Source organism: Micromonospora marincola (assembly GCF_056150385.1).
The window spans coordinates 107,255-123,034 of the sequence record NZ_JAXCFT010000010.1 but is presented as its reverse complement, the minus strand read 5'-3'; the positions used below and the strand labels follow the sequence as shown (position 1 = coordinate 123,034).

General features: G+C 71.7%; 20 protein-coding genes and 1 tRNA gene. 7 read left to right on the top strand and 14 right to left on the bottom strand.

Annotated features, from left to right (window positions below):
• Positions 1 to 26: 26 nt before the first annotated feature.
• Positions 27 to 584, bottom strand: coding sequence for a Uma2 family endonuclease (locus SM450_RS21125; protein ID WP_474621469.1), 558 nt, complete (start codon positions 582 to 584; stop codon positions 27 to 29).
• An 80-nt stretch (positions 585 to 664) separates the two neighbouring features.
• On the opposite strand from SM450_RS21125, the gene SM450_RS21120 reads away from it, so the two are divergent.
• Positions 665 to 1,393 (top strand): ElyC/SanA/YdcF family protein, encoded by a 729-nt coding sequence (locus tag SM450_RS21120; protein WP_474621468.1) that lies wholly within the window; start codon positions 665 to 667, stop codon positions 1,391 to 1,393.
• On the opposite strand, the gene SM450_RS21115 is transcribed toward SM450_RS21120, so the two are convergent.
• Genes SM450_RS21115 through SM450_RS21105 form a run of 3 tightly spaced genes read right to left on the bottom strand, consistent with a single transcriptional unit; the run spans position 1,377 to position 2,638 of the window.
• Complete coding sequence (locus SM450_RS21115; protein WP_474621467.1) at positions 1,377 to 1,820, bottom strand: SRPBCC family protein; 444 nt, start codon at positions 1,818 to 1,820, stop codon at positions 1,377 to 1,379. The two genes, SM450_RS21120 and SM450_RS21115, sit on opposite strands and share 17 nt — an antisense overlap.
• A gap of 24 nt (positions 1,821 to 1,844) precedes the next feature.
• Positions 1,845 to 2,195, bottom strand: coding sequence for an ArsR/SmtB family transcription factor (locus tag SM450_RS21110; protein ID WP_474621466.1), 351 nt, complete (start codon positions 2,193 to 2,195; stop codon positions 1,845 to 1,847).
• Positions 2,192 to 2,638 (bottom strand): SRPBCC family protein, encoded by a 447-nt coding sequence (locus SM450_RS21105; protein ID WP_474621465.1) that lies wholly within the window; start codon positions 2,636 to 2,638, stop codon positions 2,192 to 2,194. The genes SM450_RS21110 and SM450_RS21105 overlap by 4 nt, the downstream gene beginning before the upstream one ends.
• Positions 2,639 to 2,773: 135 nt before the next feature.
• Between SM450_RS21105 and SM450_RS21100 the strand changes: the two genes are divergently transcribed.
• Positions 2,774 to 3,730 (top strand): ATP-binding cassette domain-containing protein, encoded by a 957-nt coding sequence (locus tag SM450_RS21100; RefSeq protein ID WP_474621464.1) that lies wholly within the window; start codon positions 2,774 to 2,776, stop codon positions 3,728 to 3,730.
• Entirely contained in the window at positions 3,727 to 4,551 is an 825-nt protein-coding gene (locus tag SM450_RS21095; RefSeq protein WP_474621463.1) for an ABC transporter permease, read from the top strand. The genes SM450_RS21100 and SM450_RS21095 overlap by 4 nt, the downstream gene beginning before the upstream one ends.
• 6 nt (positions 4,552 to 4,557) lie before the next feature.
• On the opposite strand, the gene SM450_RS21090 is transcribed toward SM450_RS21095, so the two are convergent.
• The 3 genes from SM450_RS21090 to SM450_RS21080 form a co-directional block, all read right to left on the bottom strand.
• Positions 4,558 to 7,710, bottom strand: a complete 3,153-nt coding sequence (locus tag SM450_RS21090; RefSeq protein ID WP_474621462.1) for an AfsR/SARP family transcriptional regulator — start codon at positions 7,708 to 7,710, stop codon at positions 4,558 to 4,560.
• Positions 7,711 to 8,060: 350 nt separating this feature from the next.
• Positions 8,061 to 8,249: a hypothetical protein gene (locus SM450_RS21085; RefSeq protein ID WP_474621461.1), complete on the bottom strand. Its 189-nt coding sequence runs from the start codon at positions 8,247 to 8,249 to the stop codon at positions 8,061 to 8,063.
• Between the two features lie 26 nt (positions 8,250 to 8,275).
• Entirely contained in the window at positions 8,276 to 8,863 is a 588-nt protein-coding gene (locus SM450_RS21080) for a GNAT family N-acetyltransferase (RefSeq protein WP_474621460.1), read from the bottom strand.
• 68 nt (positions 8,864 to 8,931) lie between these two features.
• Here SM450_RS21080 and SM450_RS21075 point away from each other — a divergent pair, with 68 nt between their 5' ends.
• Positions 8,932 to 9,342, top strand: a complete 411-nt coding sequence (locus SM450_RS21075; protein ID WP_474621459.1) for a RidA family protein — start codon at positions 8,932 to 8,934, stop codon at positions 9,340 to 9,342.
• A gap of 6 nt (positions 9,343 to 9,348) precedes the next feature.
• Here the strand turns inward: SM450_RS21075 and SM450_RS21070 are convergent, their stop codons facing one another.
• Positions 9,349 to 9,723: a winged helix-turn-helix transcriptional regulator gene (locus SM450_RS21070; RefSeq protein ID WP_474621458.1), complete on the bottom strand. Its 375-nt coding sequence runs from the start codon at positions 9,721 to 9,723 to the stop codon at positions 9,349 to 9,351.
• Positions 9,724 to 9,827: 104 nt separating this feature from the next.
• Between SM450_RS21070 and SM450_RS21065 the strand changes: the two genes are divergently transcribed.
• Positions 9,828 to 10,451 (top strand): NAD(P)-dependent oxidoreductase, encoded by a 624-nt coding sequence (locus SM450_RS21065; RefSeq protein ID WP_474621457.1) that lies wholly within the window; start codon positions 9,828 to 9,830, stop codon positions 10,449 to 10,451.
• Positions 10,452 to 10,503: 52 nt separating this feature from the next.
• Here SM450_RS21065 and SM450_RS21060 read toward each other — a convergent pair whose 3' ends face one another.
• Entirely contained in the window at positions 10,504 to 11,085 is a 582-nt protein-coding gene (locus tag SM450_RS21060; RefSeq protein WP_474621456.1) for a hypothetical protein, read from the bottom strand.
• Positions 11,086 to 11,262: 177 nt separating this feature from the next.
• Here SM450_RS21060 and SM450_RS21055 point away from each other — a divergent pair, with 177 nt between their 5' ends.
• Entirely contained in the window at positions 11,263 to 12,474 is a 1,212-nt protein-coding gene (locus SM450_RS21055; protein WP_474621455.1) for a helix-turn-helix transcriptional regulator, read from the top strand.
• A 148-nt stretch (positions 12,475 to 12,622) separates the two neighbouring features.
• On the opposite strand, the gene SM450_RS21050 is transcribed toward SM450_RS21055, so the two are convergent.
• Positions 12,623 to 12,883: a hypothetical protein gene (locus tag SM450_RS21050; protein WP_474621454.1), complete on the bottom strand. Its 261-nt coding sequence runs from the start codon at positions 12,881 to 12,883 to the stop codon at positions 12,623 to 12,625.
• A gap of 167 nt (positions 12,884 to 13,050) precedes the next feature.
• Between SM450_RS21050 and SM450_RS21045 the strand changes: the two genes are divergently transcribed.
• Positions 13,051 to 13,578, top strand: a complete 528-nt coding sequence (locus SM450_RS21045; RefSeq protein ID WP_474621453.1) for a hypothetical protein — start codon at positions 13,051 to 13,053, stop codon at positions 13,576 to 13,578.
• Between the two features lie 232 nt (positions 13,579 to 13,810).
• Here SM450_RS21045 and SM450_RS21040 read toward each other — a convergent pair whose 3' ends face one another.
• From SM450_RS21040 to SM450_RS21025, 4 genes are all read right to left on the bottom strand, one after another.
• The gene (locus tag SM450_RS21040; RefSeq protein WP_474621452.1) at positions 13,811 to 14,392 is read right to left on the bottom strand and encodes a DinB family protein; all 582 of its coding nucleotides are present in this window, start codon (positions 14,390 to 14,392) and stop codon (positions 13,811 to 13,813) included.
• A gap of 264 nt (positions 14,393 to 14,656) precedes the next feature.
• The gene (locus SM450_RS21035; RefSeq protein WP_474621451.1) at positions 14,657 to 15,124 is read right to left on the bottom strand and encodes a type II toxin-antitoxin system HicB family antitoxin; all 468 of its coding nucleotides are present in this window, start codon (positions 15,122 to 15,124) and stop codon (positions 14,657 to 14,659) included.
• A gap of 15 nt (positions 15,125 to 15,139) precedes the next feature.
• A complete protein-coding gene (locus SM450_RS21030) occupies positions 15,140 to 15,331 on the bottom strand; it encodes a type II toxin-antitoxin system HicA family toxin (protein ID WP_474621450.1) in 192 nt (63 codons plus the stop codon).
• A 364-nt stretch (positions 15,332 to 15,695) separates the two neighbouring features.
• A tRNA-Ile gene (locus SM450_RS21025) sits at positions 15,696 to 15,769 on the bottom strand.
• Positions 15,770 to 15,780: the final 11 nt, after the last annotated feature.

Genomic DNA, 15,780 nt, shown 5'->3' with positions numbered 1-15,780 from the left:
GCCGGTTCGGCGGGGCCCCTCGCCGTTCACCCGTCGAGGTGGTCGGCCGGCGCGGTCTGCAACAGCCAGGCCAGTGGCATCCGGGCGTGTTCGGCATACCGGCCGTCGCCGGTCAGCTCGTGCAGCGTCACGGTCTGCGGACCGTCCCGTTCGACCACCCAGTAGCGCGGGATGCCGGCCGAGGCGTACTCCCGGACCTTTGTCACCGAATCCATCGCCTCCGAACCGGGTGAGACGATCTCGACCACCAGCACGAGGTCGGCCACGGTCGACCAGACGCCCCGCGCCGGCGGCTTGCGCCACACGCTCAGGTCGGGGATCCGGCCGCCGTCGCCGCTGCGCCCGGGAACCCGGACGCCGACCGCCTGGAGCACCTGCTCGGGCGGCCAGCCCGCCCTGATCAGCCAGGCGAAGAGGCGACTCGCGATGATCGCGTGCTCGGAGTCGGGCGGCGGCATGACCGACAGGACCCCCTCGGGGCTGGTCTCGTAGCGGTGACCGTTCGGGTCGGCGGCGTTCATCGTCGCCACGTCGTCGAGCGTCACGACGGCGGGCATGTGCATGCCGACGGCCTCAGCGCTCATACCTCCATCCTAGGCGAGAGTCCGACTCCACCCCGGTATCCGTGCCCGCCAGCGCCCCCGCGAATGGCAAGATCACGTCCATGACGAGTGTGTCCGACCCGTGCGGCGCGTTGCCGCGGATCGTACGGGCGGAGGCGTTCGCGGACGTCCCGCCCCACCGCTTCCTGGCGGTGCTGGAGGCGGTCACGATGATCCTCACCATTCCCGGTCGGGCCGCCGAGCGGGTCGACGCGCTGGTCGTGCCCACCGGGCAGGGCGAGGACTGGCGGCTCACCGACGCGATCCGCGCCTGGGAGGCCGGCCCGGCGCTGCGTCACCTGCTGGTGGCGAGCACCAATCGGGCCGAGCGGACGTACCGCCCGCTCACGATGGACCGTATGCGGAGTCTCGGCCTGCGCCGGGTCGACGGCGTCGTGCTCCAGGCCGAGCCGGCCACCGACACCGGCCGGCAGGCCGCGTGGATCGCCGACCGGGTCCGGGCCCTGGGCATCAGCAGCATGGCGCTCGTCGTCTCCCCGTACCACCTGGCCCGGGCCTATCTCACGGTGCTACGGGCCTGCGACGAGGCAGGCCTCCGGGTCCCGATTGTCCCGCTTCCGGTCGCGGTCGCCCCGGACGCCCCGGTCCCGGAGACCGGGGCGTCCGGCTACGACCTGGTGGCCGGGGAGGTCGGGCGGCTGCTCCGCTATTCCGACGAGGGGTGGATCGCCACAGCGGAACGGCTGCGCGACTATCTGCGCCGGCTCTGGGCCGACCACCCGGCCCTGCTCGCCGACCCCGGGTCCGGGCCGGTCAGTGCCAGTCGCTGATCTGCACGTCACGCGGCGACGGCGCGCCCTCGCCGGTTTCCACAAGCGACTTCAGGCTCAGCAGGTACGACGCCCACTTGGTGCCGCAGTGGTGCATGAACTCGACCGGCTCGCGCCAGCCTCGGTGGGTGAAGAGCACGATCGTCCAGTCGCCGTCCTGGCGCAGGTCCCACTCGACGGTGGTGCCGACCCACTCCGCCGGGCCGTCGACCACCCGCCACACCACCCGTTCGGACGGCCGCAGCTCGATGACCTCCATGTCGAAACCACCAGGCGGGAAGCGGAACGCGAGGACGCCGCCGACGTCGGCGCTGCCCGTCGTGTCGTCGGTCCACCAGCCGGCCAGCCCATCGACTGTCGTCAGCGCGTCGTACACCGTTTCGGGCTTCGGGGTCCGGACCCCGATCCGATGCAGGATGTCCACCATGTCGATCTCCCTGTCTCTCGTTCGTCATTCCGGTCGGCTTCGTTGGATCTCCTCGGCGATCCGCTTGATCCGGCGCAGCCGGTCGTCCCAGGCCGAGCCGACGGACGCGAGCTGGGCCACCGCGCGGGCGAGCTGGGCGTCGTCGACGCGGTAGCGCCGTTCCCGGCCTGCCGGGTCGCCCCGCACCAGGCCGACCCGGTCGAGCACGCCGAGGTGCTTCGCGACCGCCTGGCGGGTGACCGGCATCTGCCGGCTCAGCGAGGTGGCGGTGCCGCCGTCGCCGGCGAGCAGCAGGTCGAGCATCCGGCGACGGGTCGGGTCGCCGATCGCGGACCAGAGGTCGTCGTCGACCGGTTCGACAAGGGTGGCGTTCACGGCCGTACGGCAAGCGTGGCGGCGTAGGGCACGAGCCGCGGCAGGAAGTGGTCCCAGCCGCTGACGTGGTCCTGGTACTGGTGCTCAAGGACGGCGAGTTCCCAGCCCATCTCGCGGAAACCGGTCTCGGTCATCCGCAGCATCGTGCCCGCGCCGGCCGGGGTCAGCTCGAACGTGACAAGCAGCGAGTTGCCCTCGACGGCGGTGTCGCCGGCCGAGTGCGTCCACCGGAACGAGAACGTGCGGGGCGGGCGCGCGTCGACGACCGCGAACGGGACGACTGTGTCGCCGAAGGCGATCTCTCCCACCGACCCCGGCGTGGGCTCGTAGCGGGCTTCGTCCGGCCACCACTTCCGGAGATGCTCGGGGCTGCTCACCACCTCGAAGACGATCTCGGGCGACGCCTCGACGTAGATCTCGCGCTCGATGGTTCCGTACTCCATGACAACCTCCTGCAACCGTTGGTTGCACATCACGCTAGTCAACGCAGCCCAGATGCGCAACCATTTGTTGCGTGTGCGCGTGGCTGCCAGCGCCGTGTGCGTCCGCTGCCAGCGGCACCGGCCAGGGTCGGTGCCATGACATACGCATTCGAGGCGGAGGGCCTGGTCAAGCGGTTCGGTACGACGACCGCGCTGGCCGGGATCGACCTCGCCGCACGACGGGGGACCGTGCTGGGAGTGCTGGGGCCGAACGGCGCCGGCAAGACCACTGCGGTGCGGATCCTCGCCACCCTGCTGCGCCCGGACGGGGGCCGGGCCACGGTCGGTGGCCACGACGTGGTCGCCGACGCCGGGAAGGTACGCCGGATGATCGGGCTGACCGGGCAGTACGCCTCGGTCGACGAGGATCTGACCGGCACCCAGAACCTGGTGCTCATCGGCCGGCTGCTCGACCTGAGCGGACGCGACGCCCGCGCCCGGGCGGCCGAGCTGCTCGCCTGGTTCGACCTGACCGAGGCGGCCGGGCGCCCGGCCAAGACGTACTCCGGGGGCATGCGCCGCCGGCTGGACCTGGCCGCGAGCCTGGTCGGCCGGCCGGACGTGATCTATCTGGACGAACCGACGACCGGCCTGGACCCGGCCAAGCGGGAGGAGATGTGGGGCGTGGTCCGCTCGCTCGTCGACGACGGCTCCACGGTGCTGCTGACCACGCAGTACCTGGACGAGGCCGACGCGCTCGCCGACGAGATCTCGGTGATCGACCACGGCCGGGTGATCGCGCACGGCACGCCTGGCGAGTTGAAGCGGATCGCCGGCACCCAGACCATCGTGGTCCGGCCGACCGAGGCGGACCGGATCGGTGACGTCGCCGACATCCTGCGGGCCAGCACCGGGGCCGATCCCGAGCTGCCGCGGCCCGGCCTGCTCACCGTGCCGGTGGACAACGACGCCACGTTCACGACCGTGGTCCGCCGGCTCGACGACGCCGGCATCGGGGTGGTGGAGCTGGCGTTGCGGCTCCCCAGCCTCGACGAGGTGTTCTTCACGTTGACCGGCCACGGCGCCGAGGAACCCATGGAGGTGGCGGCATGACCACGATCACCCGCACGGCGGCCACGCCGCCCCGGACCAGCGCTCCCCAGTCCGGCTCCCGCCCGTTCGGGCTGGCCCGGCACAGCCTCGCGCTCGCCAGGCGCAGCCTGATCAAGACGCTGCGCACGCCCGAGCAACTGCTTGACGTGACGCTCCAGCCGATCGTCTTCGTGCTGATCTTCGTCTACCTGCTTGGCGGCGCGATCTCCGGCTCGCAGCACGCCTACCTCCAGTTCCTGCTGCCCGCGATCATGGTGCAGACCGTGCTGTTCGCGTCCATCGCGACAGGCGTCAGCCTCAACACCGACATCGAGAAGGGCGTCTTCGACAGGTTCCGCAGCCTGCCGATCGCCAGGTCCGCGCCGCTCGTCGGCTCCGTGGTCGGCGACCTGGTCCGGTTCGTGGTCTCGATCACCGTGCTGCTCACTTTCGGCTACGCGATCGGCTTCCGGATCGGCACCGATCCGCTGTCCACGCTTGCGGCCTGCCTGCTGACCATTGCGTTCGCGTTCGCGGTCACCTGGATCGGCGTGCTGCTCGGCATGCTGATGCGCAGCCCCGGCGCCGTGCAGGGCACCGCGTTCCTGGTGCTGTTCCCGCTGACCTTCGGCACCAACATGATGGTGCCGACCGACACGCTGCCCGGCTGGTTGCAGTGGTGGGTCGGGGTGAACCCGGTGGCCGACGTGATGGAGGCGGCCCGGGGCCTGATGATCGGCGGTCCGGTCGCCGGGCCGGTGACCCGGTCGCTGCTCTGGACCGTGGCGATCATCGCGGTCTGCGCGCCGCTCGCCGTCCGCGCGTACCGGCGCCGCGCCTGACCTGTCTCACCGAGCCGGGTCGACGCCCACGAACGCGAGGGCGTCGGCCCGGCTGAGGCCGTGCCCCCGGGCGTACGCGGCGGCGTATCCGTCGTCGCCAAGCTCGGCCCGCAGCCGCTCGGCGAGCCGCTGCGCGTCCGCGTTGGACCGGTCCGGCCAGCCGCGCAGCGAGTCGGACGTGCCGAGCAGTTCGGCGGCCCGCTCGTACCGGCCCTCCGCCTCGGCGACCGCCACCCAGCCGACCGCGATGGTCGCGACCACCGGCATGTCCCGGGCGGCGATGCCCCGGACGACGGCCTCGGCCATGCATGCCCGTGCCCCCGCCACGTCACCGCGGGCCAGCGCCAGGTGCCCCGCCTCGGTCAGCAGCAGCCCGCGGAACTGCGGCGCGAGCAGCGGCGCGTCCTCCTGGCGACGCTTCGCCTCGGTGAGGCACTCCTGCGCCTCGTCGAGCGAACCCTCCTGCCGCGCGATGGCACCGAGCATCATCAGCCCGAACGCGGCGTCCCGACCGTCCCGGTCGGCCGCCCGGTCGGCGACGAACCGGCGCAGCTCCGCCTTGGCGCCGGCCGCGTCGCCGGAGCGGGCCCGGATGGCGGCCAGCCAGATCAACTGGAAACCCGGCGCGGCGCCCGGGTCGAGTTCGCGCGCCAGCCGCGCCGACTCTTCGAGCGCGACCGTCGCCGTCGCAAAGTCGCCGCGCTTGGTCATGGCGTCGGCGTAGTTGCTCAGCACCATCGACAGGCTCCACCGCTCGCCGACCGCGCGTAGCTCCTCGATCGCCTGGATCGAGTCGCGCAGCATGCCCTCGGCGTCGCCGTCGTTCTCCTTGATCTGGCCGCGCATCGCCAGCAGCGTCCCGTTGGTCCAGGGGTCGGGATGCCCGCGCGCCCGGTCCACCGCCTCGATCCCGGCGGCCGTGTCGTCGGTGAAGATCGACAGCGCCGGTTCGAGCAGCGCCACGATCGGGTGGTCCGTGCCGTCCGCCGCCCGCACGGCGGCGGTCAGCTCCGCGACCCGCTCGTCGGTCGGCTCGGCAGCGCCGTGGAACATCTCCGTCACCACCCGGATGGCGAGCACCACGGCCCGCTCCCCCGCCGGCGCCGGCCCGGGCAGCGCGAGCGCCCGGACCAGCACGTCACCGCCGATACCGCCGTCGTCGCCCCAGATCGTCAGCGGCAGCGCCAGCGCCGCGCCGATCCGCAGCGCGGTGTCGGCGTCACCGGCGTCGCAGGCGAAGTGCAGCGCGCCGACGATGTTCTCCCGCTCCGCCGTCAGCAGCCGCAGCCACGGCAACTGCCCGCCGGTGCGCAGGTGCGGCTCGGCGGTCCGGACCAGGTCCCGGAAGTACGCCGCGTGCGCGGCGCGCGCCTCCGCGGCCGTTCCGGCGGCGGCGAGCCGCTCCAGCCCGTACTCCCGGATGGTCTCCAACATCCGGAACCGCCCGTCGCCGACCACCTGGAGCAGCGACTTGTCGACGAGCGCGTCGAGCAGCGCGGCGGCGGCCGGGCCGGCGACGCCGGCGGCCGAGTCGGCGGTGACGGAGGCGGGGAACACGGCGAGCCGCTCGGCCAACCGGCGCTCGTCGTCGGTGAGCAGCCCCCAGCTCCAGTCGACCACCGCCCGCAGCGTCCGGTGCCGGGGCAGCGCGGTCCGGCTGCCGCCGGTCAGCAGCCGGAACCGGTCGTCCAGGCCCGCCGCGACCTGCCGGGGCGAGAGCGTCCGCAGCCGCGCCGCGGCCAGCTCGATGGCGAGCGGCATGCCGTCCAGGCGGCGGCAGATCTCCACCACGTCCGCGACGTTGTCGCCGGTCACCGCGAAGCCGGCGCGCACGGCCACGGCCCGGTCGCGCAGCAACTGCACCGAGGGGTACGCGACCGCGTCGGCCGCGGTGACGTCGGCCGGCGGCAGGCGCAACGGCGGTACGGGCTCCAGCGCCTCACCGACGATGCCCAGCGGCTCACGGGACGTGGCAAGCACCCGCAGCCCCGGGCAGCGGCCGAGCAGTTCCTCGGCGAGCCGGGCCGCCGCCTCGACGACGTGCTCGCAGTTGTCGAGCACGATGAGCGTCTCGGCGCCGGCGATGACGTCGACAAGCCGCCCGAGCGTGTCGCGGAACGTGGGCCGGGCGGGTTCCCGCGTCAGGTCCCGCCGGCCGAGCGTGTCCAGCACCGCCCGCGGCACGTCGGCCGGGTCGGTGATCGGGGCCAGCTCGACCAGCCAGGCGCCACCCGGCACGCCACCGGCCAGCCGGGCCGCCGCGACGCCGGCCAGCCGGGTCTTGCCGGCCCCGCCCGGCCCGATCAGCGTGACCAGCCGGTTGCCGGCGAGCAGCCCGGTGAGCCGGCGCAGGCCCTCGTCCCGCCCGACGAACGTGGTGAGCGCGGCGCGCAGGTTCCCCGGCGGCGCGACGGGCGTCGGCGGCGGGGTCGCCTCACCTCGCAGCACCGCCAGGTGCGCGGCCCGCAACTCGGGTGAGGGGTCCACCCCCAGCTCGTCGGCGAGCCGCTTCCGGATCCGGTCGTACGCGCCAAGCGCCTCGGCGGGCCGCCCGGCGGCGGCAAGCGTCCGCAGGTGCAGCGCGGCCAGCCGCTCCCGCAGCGGATGCGCGACGGTCAGCTCGTCCAGCTCGGCGACAAGCAGCTCCGGCCGGCCGGTGACCAGCTCCGCCTCGATCCGGTCCTCCTGCGCGGTGAGCCGCAACTCGGCCAGCCGCGCCACCGCGGCCGTCGCATAGGGCGCGTCGACCACCTCGGCCAGCGCCGGACCCCGCCACAGCGCCAGCGCGTCCCGCAGCGTGGCGAGGGCGGTGGCCGCGTCCCCGCCGCGCAACGCCTCCCGGCCCACCCGGGCCAGCCGCGCGAACCGCTCGGCGTCCACGTCGTCGGGGTCCAGGTCGAGGCGGTAGCCGGCCGGGCCGCTGCGTACCCCGAGCCCGGGCACGGCCCGGCGCAACCGGGACACGAGCGTCTGCACCGCGTTCGCGGTGTCGGCGGGCGGCGCGTCCGCCCAGAGCGCCTCCGCCAGCGCCGGCACGCTCACCGGGCGGCCCGGGTCCAGGGCGAGGCGGATCAGCAGCGCGCGCAGCCGCGCCCCGGCGACGTCGACCGCCAGCTCGCCGTCGCGGACCTCAAGCGGCCCGAGTATCCCCACCCGCACGCTGTCACTCTCTCACCCGCGCGCCGTCCCCAGCCGCCGGGCCCGACCGGGCACCTCGAAGGGCAGACCCTCGCCTCCGATGCCGTGATCATGAGGTTGACGGCGATGTTGATCTCCGTTGATGCCGCCAGGCTCATGATCACCCACCTCTCCCGCTCTACCTCCCTTCTGGGGCATGATCAAGGAGTTTGTGTCGGAGCTGCTGCGGCGGCGTCCCGTCGTTCGCGCCGCTGGGCGTACGCCCGCGGCACGGCGATCACGAGGGCGGTCACGAGCGCGCAGGTCGCCGCTGTCCGGGGACGGCGGAACGTTTGTCACCGCCGCATGCGGGCCTGCGGTGAAATCGGGTTTCAGTCAGGCGGGGCGAAGATCTGCGTGAAGATGATGACCAGCGTAGCCACCGCGATGACCATGGCACCGAGGGCCGGGTTGACCGTCAGCGCCAGCACCAGCCCGACGAGCGCCAGCCCCATGCCGGCGACCACCACGACGCGCTGCTTCCTGGTGAGGCGATACCACGCCGCCCGCTGCCCGCTCATCACGCCAGGGTGCCACAGGTAGGCGGTCACTCGTCGCCCCGGACGCGGGCGTGCAGATGCATGTCGTGCCGGCCGTCGGCGTGGACGGCGTCGCTGCGCTTGGTGCCCTCCAGGCGGAACCCGGCCTTCACCGCGACCCGGCAGGAGGCGTGGTTGCGGGTCGAGTGGTCCAGGTAGAGACGATGGAAGCGACCCTCGGCGAGGGCCCAGGCGCTGACCGCCCGCAACGCCCGCGGGGCCACGCCCGCTCCGCGCGCGGCGGGAACCACCCAGTACGCGCAGCCGGCCACCCCGTCGCCGAGGTCCCAGCCGCCCACGGCGAGCCGTCCCAGCACCTCGCCGCCGCCCCGGGTCACCGCCCAACTCGCCCCCGTCTCCTGCGTCCAGGCCCGGCGGTAGTGCGCGACCCATTCCCGGACCTGCTCCTCGGACGCGGGCCGACGGGTGTGCCAGCGCTGGATCTCCGGATCCTGGTAGGCGGCGAAGACCGCTGGCGCGTCACCGGCCGCCCAGGGCCGCAGGACGAGGCCGGCCCCGGCGCTGAGTGTCGGCTGAGGCCCGGCGGCGATGGTGCCGACGGTGATGGCCGGTGGTGTCGACAGTGGAAACCTCATCCGCCGATCCTCCACCACCCCGGCGAAATGTGGTGACACCGACGGGTGGGTCCGCGATGCTGCGGACCATGACCATCGTTCGCGCCAACCCCGAGGGCCTGCACCCCACCCCGGGATACCACCACGTCACAGTCGTTCCCGCCGGACGTACCGCCTATCTCGCCGGCCAGTGCCCGCTGGATGCGGCCGGCGCGCTGGTGGGGAGGGACGACGTCGACGCCCAGGTCGACCAGATCGCCGCCAACACGCTTGCCGCGCTCCGGTCGGTCGGCGCCGGACCGGAGCACGTCGTGCGTACCGTGATCTATGTGGTGAGCGCCGACCGGGCCGTGCTCGCTGACGTGTGGCAGCGTTTCCTGGCCTCACCCCTGGCGCCCGCGTTCACCACCGCGAGCACCCTGCTCGGCGTCGCCCAGTTGGGCTTTCCCCGGCAACTGGTCGAGCTGGACGTGACCGCGACCCTTCCCGAGACGCAGTAGGCCCTCTCATCGGTCGCTGGCGCTGTCGTACGCCTCGCGGGCATCGAGCAGTTCGTCCCAGTGCCTCTCGGTCCAGGCGCACGCCGCCGCGATCGGTCCGAGCATGCTGCGACCGAGCGGCGTCAACTCGTACTCGACGTGCGAAGCACGCCCGGCGCGGACCGTGCGCGTGACCAGACCGTCGCGTTCGAGGGCGCGCAGCGACCGGGTGAGCACTTTCGGGGTGACCCGGCGCAGCGGCACGCGAAGCTCGGAGAAGCGGCGCGGCCCACCCTCCAGGCATCGGATGATGAGCGCCGCCCACTTGTCGCCGAACCGGATCGGGTTGAGCGAGGACGGGCACAGCTCGTCGAACATGTCGGCGGGCAGCGGTTGCCTCATGTCGCTGACGATAGCCGGTATCCTCGGGGTAACCACAGATGTCACTAGCGTCGGCGGAATCGGCCGGGCGTGAAGGTTCCGGCCTCGGGGAGAGGCGAATCGTGATGGACATCGTGATCTTCGGCGCCGGCGGTCGCGCCGGGCGGCAGGCCGTCGCCGAGGCGCGGCGGCGCGGCCACCGGGTCACCGCCGTGGTACGCGACCCGGAGCGCCACCGCGACATGGCTGACGCGCGGGTGGTGGCAGGCGACGTCACCGACGCGGCCGACGTCGCACGGGTGGCCACCGGACACGACGCGGCGATCAGCGCGGCGGTGGACCTGACCGTGCCGCCGCACGACTTCTTCACCGCCTCCTCCCGCGCCCTGGCTGCCGGGCTGGCGAAGGCGGACGTACGCCGTCTGGTGATGGTCGGCCTCGCGCCGGTCCTTCCCGGGGCGTCGGGCGGCGCCCTGATGGACGAACCCGGCTTCCCGCAGGAATACCGCCCCTTCTACCTGGGTCACGCGGCGGGCCTGGCGGAACTGCGGACGTGCGACCTCGACTGGGCGTACGTCGCGCCCGCCGGCGACTTCGACCGCGACGGCACCCGCACCGGGCGCTACCGGTTGGCCGAGCACGGCGATCCGGCCAGCAAGATCAGCTACGCGGACTTCGCGATCGCGCTGCTCGACGAGATCGACGCACCTCGCCGTCGTCGTGGCACCGCAAGCATCGGGGAGGCGTGACCCGGGTCACGCCGCTCAGCGGAGGTGCCGCGCTCCGGCCGCCACGCCTGTGTCAGGCGTCGCGCCGGAGCGCGGACAGACCCCACAACTCGGCGATGCGGCGGGCCAGCCGCAGGGCGAGCGCCTCACCGTGATCGCTGTCGCCCCAGTTCGCCCGGGCCCGGACCGGGTCGGCGAACCGCGCACGTAGCGCCCCGTGCCGGAACGTCGGCGTGGGCAGGAGAAATGCTGCCTGCTCCGGCCACGTCAGCAGCGGAGCGACGTCGCGGGGCAGCGTGCGGAAGTCGTCGACCAGGACGGGCCGGTCCGAGGGCAGCGCCAGCAGGTCGTCCACCACGAAGCCGAACGTCTCCCCGTGCAGGCTCGGCATCGAGGCGAAGACCTCCCGCGCGCTGCGGCCGTTCCACCGCCGCGCCCCCGAGGCGTGCAGTAACGCCCACAGGTGGGGCTGCTCCGCGGCGGTACACCGACTGACGTAGCCGCGCTCCGCGTGGTCACCGTCGTAGATCAGCACGTCGTGGCGCTCGGCCAGGGCGCGGGCGAGGGTGCTCTTGCCCGTTCCGGTGCCTCCCGCGAGCCAGCGCACATGCGACAGCCGGCGACCCAGGTCCACGTCGCGCTTCTTGGTGGCCATGCCGACGACAATGCCGACGTCACGGGCGAAGAACCAGTCTTGTTCTCCGCCCGGAGCCGGATGAAGATGAGGAAGAGGACAGGCACGTCGGCGGCGACGCCGACATTTGGGTGGACCGATCTCGGCAAGACGCGCGTACGGTGAGGGGTACACGATGTACCTGTGCGGAGGTGCCCGATGGTCGACCAGTCCGCTCCCACTCCCGGCCAACGCGTCGAGCGGCTCCGCCGCGCCGCCGGCCTCTCCCGCGACCGGCTGGCCGGGCTCGCCGGGCTGTCCCCCACAACCGTCAAGTTCATCGAGAACGGCCGCCGCTCACTCACCCTGCGTGCGGCCCAGCAGCTCGCACCGCATCTCGGCGTACACGATCTCGGTGACCTGTTCGGACCGCACGTCGCGCTCTCCCTGGACGGCCGGCCCAGCCACCCCGCCGTCAACGACGTCCGCAAGGCGCTCACCGCCTGGCACATAACCGTGACCGGTGAGCCGGAATCCCCCGACTACCTCCGTGGTGCCGTCGACTCCGCCTGGCAGACGTGGCACACCAGCCGTCACCAGCGGACGGAAGCCGGCCTGGTTCTTCCCGGCCTCCTCGACGCCACCCAGAAAGCGGTCCGGCTCCACACCGGCGACGACCGGCGAGCCTCCCTGGCGCTGCTCGCCCAGGCATACCATCTCGCCCAGGCATACCTCGCCTGGCACGGTGACCGCGAGTTGTGCTGGCTCACCGTCGACCGGGGCATGACCGCCGCGCTCGACGCCGACGACCCTCTCGCCATCGCCAGCAGCATTTGGTACGCCGCGCACGTCCTCCGCGCGGTCGGCCGTGGCGACGAAGCCCTGGACCGGCTGCGCGAGGCGCGCGCCCTGGTCGAGCCCCGGGTGGGCGAGGGCGGAGTCGAGTACGCGGAGATGCTCGCCGACCTGCACCTCTGCATGGCCCTCACCCGCGCCCGTAACGGCGACCAGGGTGCGTGGTCCGATTGGGACACTGCACGCCAGGTCGTCGACCGTGCTCTGCCCGAGGGCTACGTCGGCCTCCGGACACGAGTGTCCCGCCCCCTGGTCGATGTGTACGCGGTGATGTGCGCCGTCGACCTCGGCGACCCCGACGAGGCCCAGCGACGCGCCCATGCCCTCGATCCGCAGTCGATCCCTTCGACGGAGCGGCGCGGCCGGCACTACGTCGAGCTGGCCCGCTCGGCCGACCTCGAAGGCGCCCAGGAAGCCACGCTGCACCTGCTGACCCGCGCCGAGGCGACCTCACCGGAGACGGTGCGTTACTCGCCGGCAGCGCAGGACATGGCCGGCCGACTCGCCCGGGATGCACCGGCGGCGATCCGGGCCGAGGCAGCGGATCTGGCCCACCGGATCGGGGCTCCGGCGTAGAGGTACACCACGTCACCGGGTACGCCGCGTACCCGCAGCGACGACTGCCGCTACCTACCGTCATCTCCACTAGTGGTAGCGGGGACTACCTGGTGCGTATGAGTTCGCCCCGCCGCCTTGATCCAGGTGGGGGCCTATGAATCAAGCGTCAATCGCCTTCGATGCCGGCAGCCCGCAAGATCTGCCGCACGCGTTCGCGGCTGTAGCCGGTGCGCCGGATGAGGTCGACCTGACGAGCGCCGGCCCGGTACTCCGCCACCATGACGCGGTGCAACTCGGCGCGAGCGTTCTCGACTCGGGCGCGGGCGTCGGCCTTGATCTGCCGAGCGACCTGCGCGGCGCGCTCGTCCGCATCGGGTAGCGCCTCTTCGGCGGCCCGCAATGCTCGCATCGCCCCATCGAGATCCACTTGGCCATCTTCGCCGGCAGACACTTGGGCCAATCCAACCGGGGCATAAGTTAGGCCAAACGAGCTACTATTGCACTTGGCCTACTCGCTCTCACAGAAGTTGGCATTGAAAGCGAGATCTCGCCCCGAACGCTGACGGGGACCTGATCGCATTGGAGGTGTGACCCGTGCGCAATCTACCGTTCGAGCTGGACGACTGCGGCGAGCCGGCAGCCGGCCGAATCGAGATCTACAGCGACCTCGTGACCGAGTCGCTCGACGGCGTCGCCTACGTCTGCCATGCCCACCCCGAGGCGGCGGCACGAGCTATCGCGGCAGCCGGTTTGACCACGTCCACGTCCTGGAGCGTGCCGCCGCACATCGTGCGTAAGTGCGGACACGTTAACGTCTTCGCCACGGGCATGTTGGCGGCTCACGACCGGCACCCAGGATGGTGTGACCGGGACGGGTGCGATCGGCGAGCCGGACACCGGTCGCGAGCTTCAGAGATCAACACCGAACGGCCAGAGGCGTTCATCGTCACCGTGGCGCTGACGCAGGCCCTGCACGCGGCTGCCGAACCAGTCGTGATGGTGGACGCGACCGACGACGCGGAAGCCGATCAAGTGTCGTTGTCGTTGTCGATCGGTCAGGCTCGCGCGTTGCGGTACCGGTTGGGCGAGTCGCTCGACGCCGCTGAGAGCCGACGGGGATGACCTACCGGATGACCGAGCCCTGGAAACCGGTGACGCAGTGCATGGATTGCGTCGAGGGATCATCGTCACCGAGCACCGATGCGCAGGCGACAAGGAGTTGGTGCCGTACGGCGGCTTCTGCGGATGTCGACGGCCCGGCTGCGGACCGAGCGGACAGCGGGCAGACAAGCCCCATTCGATCAAGCGGACCACCCGACGCGCATCCCCATGACCCGCAATTGACCGGTAAGCCTCATCGGCCGGCGGCCTCACGCGCGTTCCGCTCCACCATGTCCCGATGCGCGGCCCAGGTCCCGTCATCCGACGCCGGCACGTTTGTGGTCGTGGGAAGAAGACCGACCGCGCCGTCGATCAGCTCCCGGACAATGTCGGCGTGGCCGGCGTGACGCTGCGTCTCGGCGGTCACATGGACCAGGACGTAATGCAGCGTCACCTCGCCGCCGTCGCCCCACCACGGTACCCGCCCGACCGCGTCCAGTGGCAACGCCTCGATCGTCGCGTCCGCGTGTGCCCAGGCCCGCCGGTACAGGTCGACGATGGATTCGCGCGACTCCGTCGGCAGCGCCCATGCCTCCCACGCCTCCTCCCCCTCGGGCCATCGCGGTACGGCATCACTTGGGCGGCCGAAGGTCTCACCGAAGTATCCGAACTCGCCACGTGCCAGGTGCTTGACCAGGCCCAGCAGGTTCGTCCCAGTGGGCGTCAGCGGACGGCGGGCGTCGTATTCGCTCAGCCCGTCGAGCTTCCACACCACCGCCTCGCGCGCCCCGCGCAGATAGTCGAGGAGGTCCGCCTTCGGGTCGAAGATCGCCATGGCGGACAGCATGCCGCACACGCGCCCAGTTGCGCGGCCCAGCCGCCTGTGGTCCACGAGGTAGACGCGCCCGGCTCGACGCTTCGTCGGGCCGGGCGCGATCAGACGTGCATCGGCCAACCTGGGGAGGCTCTGCTGCCTTTAAGCAGCACCTCGCCGATTCGTTGCACGACTACGCCGACCGAACGGAGTTGGAGCGGGTTAGGCGCTGCACCGAGGCTGACAGGCGACACGGACCTCTCGCAGGTCCGTGTCGCTCGGAGGTCAGGCTGCGACGACTTCGCGGTTCGGCTTGACGGCAGGCTTCTTGCTGGTGCCCTTACTTGCTCGTCCAGTTACCGCCTTGCGGCTTGTCACCTTGGCTGCTGTCTTCTTTGGCGCCAACTGTGACACCCGCTGAGCAGAGATGCCGAGCAGCGAACCTGCATCGCGGACTGTGTAGCCATTGTCGAGCAGCGTTCGGGCAGCAGCGACGGTGGCCTCGTCGGCGGACTGTTCGGCCTCGCGCAGCGCGATGCGCGCTTTGCGTGCTTTGATGACTTCCCTCGGGACTTCGGGCTGCACCTCAACATCGAAGCTGTTCGGCTTGACGTCGAGCATGAGCGCGATTGCTTCCCGTGCCATCTTTTCGACCTGGTCCAGGCGGCGGGCCTGCGAGAAGACGCCCTTGATCTCCGGGACGGTGATGGCCCACCAGCCGCCGGAGCGGACGCACGTTGCGGTGTACTTCATCGGCGGTAGTCCCTTCTACTTCAAGCCGAGAGAGCGCAGGATGCCCCGCGCGGTGAGTTCGTTGATCTCCTTGTGTCGGGGTATGACGACGTTCTGCGAGCCATACCGGTAGATGGTGTGATTGCCTCCTTCGCGGACCATCTCGAAGGTGGTGCCTGCGTCGGCGGCGGCCTTGCCGATCCGATTGATCAGGTCGGTTCGCTTCACGCAGCAAGTCTAGTGTAATAGATGACGACAGTAAAGCGGGCTAGACTTGGCTCCGTGGGAGAGTACCGCCGCGTCAGTCATCCACTACGCCGGCTGCCTTGACTTGATCAAGATCGGGTTTACGACCTAACCACCGCCACGACGAATGGCGGCCATCCAAGCTGCGCGTGGTCTGCACGGACTCGGGCATGGGGACGGCTCGGCTGTTCCAGCGCCGCAGTTGCAGAGACGCGGGCGTCCCGGTTGCCTGGGAGGGCCGATAGGGCGCGATTAGTCGTTGTGGTGCACCTCGTGGGCCACCTGGTGCATCCACGGTGCACCCAGAACGTCAATCTAGTGATCTTCGACCCGGTGTTCTTGCGGGTGGGGCGGGCGGGGTTCGAACCCGCGACCGAGGGATTATGAGTCCCCTGCTCTAACCGGCTGAGCTACCGCCCCGTTACCGCGCC

What these genes read in the sequence shown, in the direction of transcription:
- SM450_RS21125 (WP_474621469.1), bottom strand. Translation starts at nt 584, where the DNA reads ATGAGCGCTGAGGCCGTCGGCATGCACATGCCCGCCGTCGTGACGCTC.
- SM450_RS21120 (WP_474621468.1), top strand. Translation starts at nt 665, where the DNA reads ATGACGAGTGTGTCCGACCCGTGCGGCGCGTTGCCGCGGATCGTACGG.
- SM450_RS21115 (WP_474621467.1), bottom strand. Translation starts at nt 1,820, where the DNA reads ATGGTGGACATCCTGCATCGGATCGGGGTCCGGACCCCGAAGCCCGAA.
- SM450_RS21105 (WP_474621465.1), bottom strand. Translation starts at nt 2,638, where the DNA reads ATGGAGTACGGAACCATCGAGCGCGAGATCTACGTCGAGGCGTCGCCC.
- SM450_RS21100 (WP_474621464.1), top strand. Translation starts at nt 2,774, where the DNA reads ATGACATACGCATTCGAGGCGGAGGGCCTGGTCAAGCGGTTCGGTACG.
- SM450_RS21095 (WP_474621463.1), top strand. Translation starts at nt 3,727, where the DNA reads ATGACCACGATCACCCGCACGGCGGCCACGCCGCCCCGGACCAGCGCT.
- SM450_RS21085 (WP_474621461.1), bottom strand. Translation starts at nt 8,249, where the DNA reads ATGAGCGGGCAGCGGGCGGCGTGGTATCGCCTCACCAGGAAGCAGCGC.
- SM450_RS21080 (WP_474621460.1), bottom strand. Translation starts at nt 8,863, where the DNA reads ATGAGGTTTCCACTGTCGACACCACCGGCCATCACCGTCGGCACCATC.
- SM450_RS21075 (WP_474621459.1), top strand. Translation starts at nt 8,932, where the DNA reads ATGACCATCGTTCGCGCCAACCCCGAGGGCCTGCACCCCACCCCGGGA.
- SM450_RS21070 (WP_474621458.1), bottom strand. Translation starts at nt 9,723, where the DNA reads ATGAGGCAACCGCTGCCCGCCGACATGTTCGACGAGCTGTGCCCGTCC.
- SM450_RS21065 (WP_474621457.1), top strand. Translation starts at nt 9,828, where the DNA reads ATGGACATCGTGATCTTCGGCGCCGGCGGTCGCGCCGGGCGGCAGGCC.
- SM450_RS21060 (WP_474621456.1), bottom strand. Translation starts at nt 11,085, where the DNA reads ATGGCCACCAAGAAGCGCGACGTGGACCTGGGTCGCCGGCTGTCGCAT.
- SM450_RS21055 (WP_474621455.1), top strand. Translation starts at nt 11,263, where the DNA reads ATGGTCGACCAGTCCGCTCCCACTCCCGGCCAACGCGTCGAGCGGCTC.
- SM450_RS21040 (WP_474621452.1), bottom strand. Translation starts at nt 14,392, where the DNA reads ATGGCGATCTTCGACCCGAAGGCGGACCTCCTCGACTATCTGCGCGGG.
- SM450_RS21035 (WP_474621451.1), bottom strand. Translation starts at nt 15,124, where the DNA reads ATGAAGTACACCGCAACGTGCGTCCGCTCCGGCGGCTGGTGGGCCATC.